The organism is Pseudoalteromonas sp. AOP7-A1-14 (assembly GCF_052376275.1).
Lineage (GTDB): Bacteria > Pseudomonadota > Gammaproteobacteria > Enterobacterales > Alteromonadaceae > Pseudoalteromonas.
Genome location: NZ_JBQSVO010000038.1, coordinates 16,659 through 28,331 on the forward strand (window position 1 = coordinate 16,659; position 11,673 = coordinate 28,331).

9 protein-coding genes and 1 other RNA gene are annotated in these 11,673 nt (G+C 41.0%); 9 read left to right on the plus strand and 1 reads right to left on the minus strand.

Translation table 11 applies throughout. The features are described from left to right. Positions 1-229: 229 nt before the first annotated feature. The 6 genes from lpxB to ACT3RM_RS08015 all read left to right on the plus strand — a co-directional run bounded on the left by lpxB (position 230) and on the right by ACT3RM_RS08015 (position 8,227). Complete coding sequence (gene lpxB, locus ACT3RM_RS07990) at positions 230-1,387, plus strand: lipid-A-disaccharide synthase (protein ID WP_441834933.1); 1,158 nt, start codon at positions 230-232, stop codon at positions 1,385-1,387. Next, positions 1,377-1,973 carry a ribonuclease HII gene (rnhB, locus tag ACT3RM_RS07995; protein ID WP_441834934.1) on the plus strand — a complete coding sequence of 199 codons (597 nt, stop codon included), beginning with the start codon at positions 1,377-1,379 and terminating at the stop codon, positions 1,971-1,973. Before lpxB ends, rnhB begins: the two co-directional genes overlap by 11 nt. Continuing rightward, positions 1,973-5,464, plus strand: coding sequence for a DNA polymerase III subunit alpha (gene dnaE / locus ACT3RM_RS08000; RefSeq protein ID WP_441834935.1), 3,492 nt, complete (start codon positions 1,973-1,975; stop codon positions 5,462-5,464). The genes rnhB and dnaE overlap by 1 nt, the downstream gene beginning before the upstream one ends. A gap of 16 nt (positions 5,465-5,480) precedes the next feature. Continuing rightward, complete coding sequence (accA, locus tag ACT3RM_RS08005) at positions 5,481-6,437, plus strand: acetyl-CoA carboxylase carboxyl transferase subunit alpha (RefSeq protein ID WP_441834936.1); 957 nt, start codon at positions 5,481-5,483, stop codon at positions 6,435-6,437. Between the two features lie 153 nt (positions 6,438-6,590). Beyond that, complete coding sequence (gene tilS / locus ACT3RM_RS08010; protein ID WP_441834937.1) at positions 6,591-7,898, plus strand: tRNA lysidine(34) synthetase TilS; 1,308 nt, start codon at positions 6,591-6,593, stop codon at positions 7,896-7,898. Continuing rightward, positions 7,895-8,227: a hypothetical protein gene (locus ACT3RM_RS08015; RefSeq protein ID WP_441834938.1), complete on the plus strand. Its 333-nt coding sequence runs from the start codon at positions 7,895-7,897 to the stop codon at positions 8,225-8,227. Before tilS ends, ACT3RM_RS08015 begins: the two co-directional genes overlap by 4 nt. 496 nt (positions 8,228-8,723) lie before the next feature. Here ACT3RM_RS08015 and ACT3RM_RS08020 read toward each other — a convergent pair whose 3' ends face one another. Beyond that, on the minus strand, positions 8,724-9,869 hold the full coding sequence (locus ACT3RM_RS08020; protein WP_441834939.1) for a patatin-like phospholipase family protein: 1,146 nt from the start codon (positions 9,867-9,869) through the stop codon (positions 8,724-8,726). Between the two features lie 154 nt (positions 9,870-10,023). Here ACT3RM_RS08020 and ACT3RM_RS08025 point away from each other — a divergent pair, with 154 nt between their 5' ends. The 3 genes from ACT3RM_RS08025 (at position 10,024) to ACT3RM_RS08035 (ending at position 11,603) form a co-directional block, all read left to right on the plus strand. Continuing rightward, positions 10,024-10,896 (plus strand): DUF3014 domain-containing protein, encoded by an 873-nt coding sequence (locus ACT3RM_RS08025; RefSeq protein WP_441834940.1) that lies wholly within the window; start codon positions 10,024-10,026, stop codon positions 10,894-10,896. Between the two features lie 133 nt (positions 10,897-11,029). After that, an RNA gene (ffs, locus tag ACT3RM_RS08030) (signal recognition particle sRNA small type) lies at positions 11,030-11,126 on the plus strand. Between the two features lie 267 nt (positions 11,127-11,393). Beyond that, positions 11,394-11,603 carry a Tn7 transposase TnsA N-terminal domain-containing protein gene (locus ACT3RM_RS08035; protein ID WP_441834941.1) on the plus strand — a complete coding sequence of 70 codons (210 nt, stop codon included), beginning with the start codon at positions 11,394-11,396 and terminating at the stop codon, positions 11,601-11,603. Positions 11,604-11,673: the final 70 nt, after the last annotated feature.

Sequence of the window (11,673 nt, forward strand, 5' to 3'; positions counted from 1 at the left end):
CCTTTGCTCATTTTTTGTCAACAACTAAATGAAGCAACAAAATAGCTAGGTCAGTGAAACACAATGAGGTATAAGTTACCAACATATGTCTATAAAACAGTCGAATAGTGATTGAGTCTAGTTTAAAAGCAGACAAAGTAACAGTGCTTTGATTAAAGGATTTAATCAAAGCATAAAACACGGTAAACTACCTATATTAATAGCCTTTAAACGTGTGAATTAAAAGCAAATGAAGAAACATAATGCTCCTCTCAGAATAGCGGTAGTGGTCGGTGAGCTCTCAGGAGATATTTTGGGGGAGGGGCTAATAAAAGCCTTAAAAACACGTTTCCCCGATGCTGTTTTTGAGGGGATAGCTGGCCCAAAAATGCAAGAGCAGGGATGTAAAAGTTTATTTGATATGGAAGAACTGTCAGTAATGGGGCTGGTAGAAGTACTTGGCCGATTACCGCGGTTACTTAAAATTCGCAAACAATTAGTGCAGCACTTTATTGATAATCCACCGGATGTATTCATAGGTATAGATGCGCCTGATTTTAACTTGCGGGTAGAAAAACCACTTAAAGATGCGGGTATAAAAACCGTACAGTATGTTAGCCCTTCAGTGTGGGCATGGCGTGAGAAACGGATTAATACTATTAGCGCCGCCACGAACTTAGTGTTGGCATTATTACCATTTGAAAAAGCCTTTTATGATAAACATCAGGTGCCTTGTACATTTGTCGGCCATACCCTCGCAGATGATATTGCCCTAGAACACGATGATACCAAAGCGCGTGAACGGCTTGGTTTATCACCTAGTGATAAAGTACTCGCATTGTTACCCGGTAGTAGAGGGACTGAAGTCGGGTTACTGAGTGAAACTTATATTAAAACCGCGGCTAATTTAAAGGCGCAACATCCTAATTTAAAGATTGTTGTGCCACTGGTTAATGAAAAGCGTAAAACGCAATTCAATGAAGTACTAGCTAAAACAGCACCAACACTTGAGCCTATTTTACTAGATGGCCAATCTGATATTGCTATGCAAGCAGCCGATGCGATTTTAATTGCCTCTGGCACAGCTACACTTGAAGGTATGCTCTATAAAAAGCCAATGGTCGTGGGCTATAAAATAAAAGCACTCAGTTATTGGATTTTTAAAAGCTTATTCACCTTTAATATAAAATATTTCTCATTACCTAACTTACTAGCTGATGAGGAGCTAGTTCCTGAATTTATGCAAAGTGATTGTAATGTAGAAAATTTAACCAATGCACTTTCACCTATGTTAAATTCAGACAACAGTGAACTTAAAGCACGCTTTTTAGCTATTCACCAACAAATACGCTTAAATGCAAGTGTTCAAGCCGCAGAAGCGGTAGCGGAGCTTATTAATGCAGATTGAACGTCCAAATGTTAAACTCATTGCTGGGGTAGATGAAGTAGGTCGAGGTCCACTGGTGGGGGATGTAGTCACTGCAGCAGTGATACTTGACCCATTAAAACCTATTGCAGGTTTGGCTGACTCTAAAAAACTCAATGATAAAAAGCGCCAGTTACTTGCGACTGAAATAAAAGAAAAAGCACTATGTTATGCGTTTGGTCGCTGTAATTCTAACGAAATAGACGAGCTAAATATTCTTCACGCAACCATGCTTGCAATGTCGCGGGCAGTGGCATCTCTTGTGATTGAGCCTGAGTTTGTATTTATTGATGGTAATCGTTTACCTGCGCTCAACATGCCTGCGCAAGCTGTAATAAAAGGCGATAGTTTAGTGGCGGAAATTTCTGCAGCTTCTATTTTGGCAAAAGTAGCTCGTGATGACGAAATGCTAGAACTTGATAAACGCCATCCAGAATATGGTTTTGCAGGACACAAAGGCTACCCGACTAAAGCACATTTTGCGGCGCTTGAGAAATATGGTGCAATTAGTGAACATCGAAAAAGCTTTAAACCAGTACAACGAGTACTTACTATGCAGGAGCAATAATGGCGTCGCCTGATTTTGTTCACTTACGTGTTCATTCCGACTTTTCTATGGTTGATGGCCTAGCCAAAACAAAGCCAATTGTAGCCAAAGCCCTAGATCTGCAGATGCCAGCGCTTGCAATTACTGACCAAATGAACTTATCTGGTTTAGTACGTTTTTATGAAGGTGCACACGGGGCGGGTATAAAGCCATTAGTGGGGGCTGATTTCTGGTTGCGTAGTCCAGAATTTGAAACCGAACCATGTCGCATCACTATTTTAGCTAAAGACAATGAAGGCTATAAAAACCTTACGTTACTTATTTCAAAAGCCTTTCAGCGCGGCCATATTTTTCATCGACCAGTAATAGATCGGGAATGGTTGGTGGAATTAAAAACCGGCCTTATTTTACTCTCAGGCGCGAAAGATGGCGATTTAGGTAAAGCGTTATTAAAAGGTAATCCGACGATAGTTGAATCGGTAGTGAGCTTTTATAAACAGCACTTTAGTGACCACTATTATATTGAGTTGATTCGCACGAGTCGGGAACTAGAAGAAGACTACCTGCATTTGGCAGTAGAGCTTGCAACTGCAGAGCAACTGCCGGTTGTCGCTACTAACGAAGTAGTTTTCTTAAAGGCTGAAAACTTTGAGGCTCATGAAATACGTGTCGCTATTCATGATGGCTATACATTAGATGATAAGCGCCGTCCGAAACGCTTCTCACAAGAGCAATATTTAAAAACTGCCGAGCAAATGGCTGAGCTATTTAGTGATATTCCTGAAGCACTGCAAAATACGGTGGAAATTGCTAAGCGCTGTAATGTTACAGTGCAGTTAGGCACTTACTTTTTACCTGACTACCCAACTGGCTCTTTAAAAATTGATGATTTCTTAGTTAAGGTTTCTCAAGATGGCCTAGAAGAGCGTTTAAAGTCTTTATTTCCTAATGAACAAGAGCGCCAAGAGAAACGCGGTGAATACGACGAACGACTCAGTATTGAGTTAGGTGTTATTAACCAAATGGGTTTCCCTGGTTACTTCTTGATCGTAATGGAGTTTATCCAGTGGAGTAAAGATAATAATATACCTGTTGGGCCGGGACGAGGCTCAGGCGCGGGTTCATTAGTGGCTTATGCGCTAAAAATTACCGACTTAGACCCACTTGAGTTTGATTTACTTTTTGAACGCTTTTTAAACCCTGAACGTGTATCTATGCCCGATTTCGATGTCGATTTCTGTATGGATAGACGTGATGAAGTTATCGATCATGTATCGGCACTTTATGGACGAGACGCAGTCTCGCAAATCATTACCTTTGGTACCATGGCAGCAAAAGCGGTGATTCGAGATGTAGGGCGTGTGCTTGGTCATCCGTATGGCTTTGTAGATCGCATATCAAAAATGATCCCTGGCGATCCCGGTATGACACTTGCCAAAGCGTTTGATGTAGAGCCGCGCTTGCAAGAGGCTTACGATGGTGACGGTGAAATAAAAGATTTGATTGATATGTGTCGCATCCTTGAAGGCTGTACACGTAACGCCGGTAAGCACGCCGGAGGGGTGGTTATATCACCCACCACTATAACCGACTTTGCGGCACTTTATTGTGATGACGAAGGTAAGTTTCCGGTTACTCAGTTTGATAAGAACGACGTTGAAACCGCAGGTTTAGTAAAATTTGACTTTTTAGGCCTTCGAACGCTCACTATTTTACAGTGGGCAATTGATATGACTAACGAGCGTATGGCTCGTGAGGGTAAAGAACCCGTCGATATCAATAGTATTCCACTCGATGATAAAAAAAGTATTGAGCTATTATTACGCGCCGAAACGACCGCGGTATTCCAGTTAGAGTCGCGCGGTATGAAAGACTTAGTTCGCCGCTTAAAGCCCGACAGTTTTGAAGATATGATTGCCTTAGTTGCTTTATTTCGCCCGGGGCCATTGCAGTCAGGCATGGTAGATAACTTCATTGACAGAAAGCTAGGCCGTGAAGAAATCTCCTATCCAGATGCGCAGTACCAACACGAAAGTTTGCAGCCTATTCTAGAGCCGACCTACGGCATTATTCTGTATCAAGAACAAGTAATGCAAATCGCGCAGGTATTAGCTGGTTACTCTCTTGGCGGTGCCGATATGCTACGCCGCGCCATGGGTAAGAAAAAACCTGAAGAAATGGCCAAGCAGCGTGCAACGTTTGAAGAAGGAGCGCGAAATAACGGTATCGACGGCGAACTTGCAGTTAAAATATTCGACCTGGTAGAAAAGTTCGCAGGCTATGGTTTTAATAAGTCGCACTCCGCTGCTTATGCGTTGGTGTCGTATCAAACGCTGTGGATGAAAACCCATTATCCAGCCGAATTTATGGCCGCGGTCATGTCGGCGGATATGGATAATACTGACAAAATTGTTACCTTGGTGGATGAATGTGAAAATATGAAACTCACCTTGTTACCTCCGGATGTAAATGCGGGTGAGTATAAGTTTACAGTCAATCTTAAAGGTGAAATTGTTTACGGTGTTGGTGCAATTAAAGGGGTCGGTGAGGCACCTGTAGATGCGATATTAGATGCGCGCCAAGCTGGTGGACCATTTAAAGATTTATTTGATTTTTGCGCCCGAGTTGATTTGAAGCGTATTAATAAACGGGTTACTGAAAAGTTGATTTATGCGGGCGCATTAGACAAGCTCGGCCCTGAAAAAACACAGCCTGCGCGCGCAACATTATTAGCAAGCTTACCAGGGGCCATGAAAGCGGCTGATCAACACCACAAAGCTGAGTCACTAGGGCAAAGTGACTTATTTGGTTTATTAGCAAGCGAGTCTGATGAAGTCGAGCAGGCATTTGTAAAAACCACACCACTGACTGATAACCAGTGGCTTGATGGTGAAAAAGATACACTCGGTCTTTACCTAACCGGTCACCCAATTAACCAGTACCGTAAAGAACTACGTTATTACACATCGTGCAAGTTAGTCGATTTACAACCGACTAATCGCGATGTGCAATCAACCGCGGCAGGATTGGTTATATCGGCGCGAACACTTATCAATAAAAAGGGAAATCGTTGGGGTCTTGTAACTTTAGATGACAAGAGCGCACGAATTGATGTACGATTATTCCCAGAACAGTTCGAAATGTACCAAGATATGCTACAAGTTAATAATATCTTGGTAATATCCGGACAGGTCAGCTTTGATAACTTCTCTGGTGGTATTACAATGACAGCCAGAGATATATGCACTATCGCACAAGCACGCGAAAAGCGTATTAAAGCGCTGAAAGTGACGCTTAATATGGTGCAAGTCGAAGCAAGCTTCTTCGAAAATTTACAACGAGTACTTGAACCTTATAAGTTTGGTACTTGTCCGATTAAGGTTTTTTACCAACGTCCAGATGCGCTGGCAGAATTAACCCTCGGAACCGAATGGTGTGTCACGCCAACAGATGATTTGATCCATAAATTATCTTTAATGGCGGCGCAAGATGTAGAACTAGAATTTAACTAATTAGGTAGTTTAGAGCATGAGCCTCAATTATCTTGATTTTGAGCTTCCAATTGCAGAATTAGAAGCAAAAATTGAAGAGTTACAAAATGTAAGCCGCGCTGGCGAATTAGACCTTGGATTAGAAGAGGAAGTCAGTCGATTAAAAGAGAAGTGCACGCAAATGAAAGAGAAAGTATTCTCTGAATTAGGTGCGTGGCAAGTTTCACAACTAGCCCGTCACCCATTGCGTCCTTATACTCGCGATTATATCGAGCGGATGTTTACTGAATTTGACGAGTTAGCAGGCGATCGTACGTTTGCTAATGATCCGGCTATTTTAGGTGGTGTTGCCCGTTTTGAAGGCCAACCAGTGATGGTTATTGGTCAGCAAAAAGGGCGCGGTACTGCTGAAAAAATTAAGCGTAATTTTGGCATGCCAAAACCGGAGGGTTATCGTAAAGCACTGCGTTTAATGGAAATGGCTGAACGGTTTAAAATGCCAATTATGACCTTTATTGACACGCCTGGTGCATATCCTGGTGTTGGCGCTGAAGAGCGTGGCCAATCTGAAGCAATTGCTCGTAACCTAAAAGTAATGGCCACTTTAAAAGTGCCCACAATTTGTACAGTTATCGGTGAAGGTGGTTCAGGTGGTGCATTGGCAATTGGTGTTGGAGACCGCGTTAACATGTTGCAATACAGCACTTATTCAGTAATTTCGCCAGAAGGTTGTGCATCAATCCTTTGGAAAAGTGCTGATAAAGCTCCGCTTGCAGCAGAAGCGATGGGTGTAACTGCAGAGCGTGTTAAAGAGCTTGATTTAATTAACAGCTTAATTGAAGAGCCTTTAGGTGGCGCACATCGTAATTACGATACAGTGGCACGTAACCTTAAAAATCAATTAAAGCGCGATTTAGCCGAGCTTCAAGAGTTAAGTACTGATGAAATGCTTGATAAGCGTTACAAACGTTTAATGTCGTTTGGTTATTGTTAAATAAGTAAGTTAATGAAAAAAAGCCGCTTTTGCGGCTTTTTTGTTTAATCGCAGGCGCATTTTATTTAGCGTGGCTAAATGCCAAGCCTTTGACATATAAAGAACACATAACAATGTTGTTTTTAATATTTTTAACCTAATGGTTTTAAGTTCATGCAAGTAACCGCTTTATACCCGGAGTTTTCCGCTCAAATTGACTCACTTATGAACCAAGGTCATGCTAATTTTACCGTGGCATTATCGGGTGGTGTAGATTCGGTCGTGTTACTGCACTTGATGACGCAGTATAAAGCAGTACATGGCAATATAGGCTTAGACGCTATTTATGTAAATCATGGCCTAAGCGAGTATGCCGATGATTGGCAGCAGTTTTGTAAGCAGTTATGCAGCTCACTAACGGTTCCTTTTCAGGCTGTTAAAGTAACTATTGAAAACAAGCCGCGTAATAGCTTAGAAGCACTAGCGCGAGATGCGCGTTATCAAGCACTTGATGAAAAAAGTCCAAAAGACAGTGTTATTTTATTGGGTCAGCATTTAAATGATCAGCTTGAAACCTTTATGTTAAGGCTTAAACGTGGTTCCGGTTTACAAGGCTTAGCTGCTATGAGAGAAAACCGGAAACTTAATTCAGGGCGAATATGTGCAAGGCCTCTTTTGAGTATTACTCGTCAAGAGATAGAGAGCTTTGCTGAAGTGCAGGGGATTTATCATATCACCGATGATTCCAACTTTGATGAATGCTTTGATCGTAACTTTATTCGTCAGCAAATAATTCCTTTGCTAGCCGAGCGCTTTACAGGCTTTGAAAAAAGCACAGCGCGAAGCATTGGCTTATTACAGCAGCAACAAGATGTGCTTGATGAATACACGCAAATTGACTTAAGTCGTTGTCAAAACAATCAGCAAGGACTTAATTGCCAATTGTTAAATGATTTTAGTGCACCTCGCCAAGCCAACGTATTACGGGCTTGGTTGAGTCAATTTATGGCACATTTACCATCGCAAAAACAAACCGAGCAGATACTTAGTCAAGCCTTAACGGCAAGAGTAGATGCTCAGTTGTTAATACAATTAAGTAATGGGCAAGTTCGTCGCCACCAAGGCTATTTATACTTTGTTACTGAATGTGTAGATATTAAAGATCAAGAATTAACCTGCGACGTAACCGTGTTATCTGATGGTAGTAAGCTGGTATTAAAGCAAGGAGAGGGTATTCGTAAGCCTTTTACTAATGAGCAGGTAAGTGTGCGTTTTAATTGCTTACAGGCACGGATAAAGCCAATTAATAAACCCGGTAATAACACTCTTAAGCACTGGTTTAAAGATGCTAAAGTTGCACCGTGGCTGCGCGCACATGTACCACTTATTTTTTATAATGACGAATTAGTTCAAGTAGGCGACTACTTTATAAGTTCGACGCATGCTGATAAAAATGGTGTTTTTTGGGAGAAAAAAGTATGAGCGAACAGCCTCATGTAGGCTTATCACTTGTTAATAAAGCCCCTTCAGGGATTGTGATTACTGTATTAATGGTACTGGTTGCGAGCCTTTTATTTGAGCTTCATTTAACCACCTTGGTATATGCTTGTGTAGGTGGATTATTGTGCGGCATTATATTAATTGCTTATTGGCTGGGCAAGGGAGGAATATTTTTTATATTAGGCATTAGTGCGCCGCTATTATTGGTGGTTATAGTGCCGCTAACCACGAAGGCTGCATTGTTGTATTTAATTAGTGGTTTCTTTTTTGGTTTTTGTTTGGCGTTACTTGGCTATAAACTTAAAAAGTAATTAAAAAATAAAAGGCAATAGGGCCATGGTTTAAAAGGTATTTTAAAATTATCAGGCGTTGTTGATTATTGACGCCATTACGCAAGTTTAATGCTTGTTTAACATGATACTTTTAATATCAGATCTACCAATGACGCTTCCTGTAAGTAGAGTCAGTAAAAAAGACGTAATCGTCATAAACTTTTACATGGCTTTTTTTACTTGCGACCAGTTAGATAATGAAAAAGTTAGCAGCGAGCTGCTTAAGTCTTTGCATGTTATTGCCTTTGCAATAAATAAAACCTAAGCAGAATTAAATTTAGAAAAGCGCCTGTACCTGTAACTGTTAAAACGCTTCGACGCGAAGGTAAAGAAATTAAACAACCAGAACAACAAACCAAGCTTTTATCCGGTAATATCTTGATGCAACAAGGCAAACCTCATCGGGTAGAACATTATTTATCTGACGGTAGCGAGTAGCTAAACTAGTTTGGTTTGTGTTAGCCACTCATGAAAATTAGTCTAATTCTAAAAAGGTTCTAATTTCAGGCAATTTTTTTAAGCCATCCTGGTAACCTATTTCAATTAGCTTTTGGGTGTAGCGCTTCTCAAACAATAAATAACTGGTTAAACTCGATTGTGAGTGCTTTTTAACTCCGATCATGCGTAGTAGTATTTTGATAGGCAATGGCATATCGTCATAGTACTGGGCAGCAATAGCATTAAAGTTCTCAGACGGATTGATCACACAAGTATCAATATGTTTGAGTTCTTGATGCTTATCACGACCAGGCAACAAACCAAGGGTACGATTTATTCGGTCTAGGCGTTCTAAGTCTGACTGTAACGTATCAGTAAATACGCTATCGAGTAAGTGCCCCGCAATCGCTGATACCCCCGGGTAATGCGGTACATAGCCCGGAGGATGAAGAGCACTTGGTTGATCTACACCAATGACAAATATTTTCTCAGCACCTAAATGTACACATGGACTTAACGGCGATAGTTGGTGAATTGAGCCATCCCCAAAGTAATGGTTGTATACATTCACACTTGGAAACACCATAGGAATAGCACTTGATGCCATTAGATGCTCAACATTAATCCGTGTCGCTTGGCCTTCACGTTTTGCGCGTCGCCAAGTTGTTTGATGGTTAGATTGGAAAAATGCTACCGAATCACCGGTCGTATAACTTGAAGCGGTAATCGATAGTGCTTCTAAGTAATGACGATGTATGTTGCGCTCAATGCGATGTAAATCTAATATTTCATTCAACAGCTTACGCAGAGGTTGATTATTTAATAAGCTAGCCGGTGGGTGGTTAATATGTTCAGACTGAAAACTAGTTAGCATATTACGAGTAATATGGCCAAACACACTTAAAAAGTCGCTTTTATAGACCATCGAGGTAGAAAAGTTTTTCCATACCGATTCAAGCTTTCTAACCGCCAAATGGGCACATGATGCATAACATGCCAGCGCAGCTGAATTAATAGCCCCCGCTGATGTGCCATTAATAATAGTAAAAGGTAATGGCGCATTACGTGGCATACTTTGCGCAAGGGCTTTTAATACGCCCACTTGATAAGCTGCGCGTGCACCACCACCTGTTAGTAGTAGAGCTATTTTCGGTTTGTCGTGATTAACTTGCTTGATTTTCATAGTTGCAATTAAACTGTTGTAGGTATTTACTTTATTTATTAACTGTAAGTCTTTAAGCTAGAAGAATCAAAGGATACCTTAGCCTTGTTGTTTTTTTTTGCTTGGCGATGTAATTTTACGCAGAGTATCAATTTTTAATTTTTATGGAGTTCGTATGTCAGATCAAACACCACAACCAGAGATTGAAAAACGTGCACCAAACAATAACTTTCTGTTTGCTATTGTCATCCTTGTTGTAATCGCTTGTGCCGCAGCTTTTGTTTTACTAAGCTCCGATGAAAAAGAAGTGGCTACCGAAGTGGAGCAAGCGCCGGTGGAACAACCGATGCAGACGTTTGAAGAACCAGAACCAGAACCAGAACCCGTAGAGCCTGAAACAACGATAGAAGAGCAAAATACAGCCATGCAACCACCAGTGCGTGATGCAGAGCCCGCGCTTGAGGTAAAACCGCTGCCAAACTTAAATGAAAGCGACGAAGTAGTTGTAGAGCGTATGGATGAGCTGCTAAGTGATCAGGTAATGAGTTTAATGATCACAGATGATGTAATCCGCCGTGGCGTTGTGTTTGTTGATAACCTTGCTGATGGGAAAATAGCTAGTAAGCATGCCCCAGTAGAGCGCCCAGAAGACACATTTAAAGTAATTGAAGGCGATATACTTACCATCGACCCTAACAGTTATGAGCGTTATACACCGTATGTAAAAGTATTTACTAGCATGAGCGCGGCACAAATTGTACGGATGTACGATGAATACAAGCCGTTAATTAATGATGCTTATGCAGAAATTGGCTATGACAGCGATGCTTTTAACCAAACATTAGAAGAAGCCATTGAACTACTATTGGATACCCCAGAGCCAAAAGGTGATATGCCGCTTATTCGTGATTCTGTCAATTATCAGTATGCGTATGCAGAGTGGGAGCAACTTCCTGCCGCACAAAAACAATTGTTGCGTATGGGCCCAGAGAACATAAAAAAAGTAAAAGCAGTTCTACGGAATGTGAAAGCAGAGCTCGAAAAGTAAAATTAAGTCTATAAAAGCCTGCGATTGTATAGCAAGTATGCAATCGCACTTTCTTTTTGCAATATCCCTTGAATAACACCGTAAAAGTAGAGATAATCCTTTCCGCGCCAAAGAAGGCCCTCAATGGTAGTCTTATTGGTCCTCTCGCAACACTAGTAGGTGAACTTGGTCAGGCCCGGAAGGGAGCAGCCACAGCTTACGACGTGTGTGCCGAGATGCGGCTGGTAAGACTGCCACCCAAACTATTTTAATTTATGTTGTTTGAAGTATAAGTTGACATATTTGTACTAAAAGATGGCATAAATTGGAAATATAAGGTGGCATAGTCTAGTATTTAACCAGATGGTTAGATGGCTGACTCACATGTACAGAAGAAAACTTAAACACTCTCGTGTTAAAAACCTCCATAAATTTGCTAGTCAAAAAATAAATCTACCTGTTTAGTCGAATCCTCTTTAGAGTTTGATGCTTGCTTTCATTTTGAATTTTCAACATCAATAGCCGCATTTGAAGCACAACCACTAGGTTACGAATATCAGTTTGATAACCGTACATGCAGTTATACACCTGACTTTTTACTTACCCGCACAGACGGTACGCAAAAATTTATCGAAGTAAAACCACAAAGCAAAATTGCCGACGAAGACTTTCGTGCACGTTTTATTGAAAAGCAAGCCATCGCTAAGGGTAATCCCCCCGAAAAATAATAGATGCCAAACGTAGAATTTTCTCTTATTGTAAACACAGGAGAAAATTATGAAAAAAGCACATTTTTCG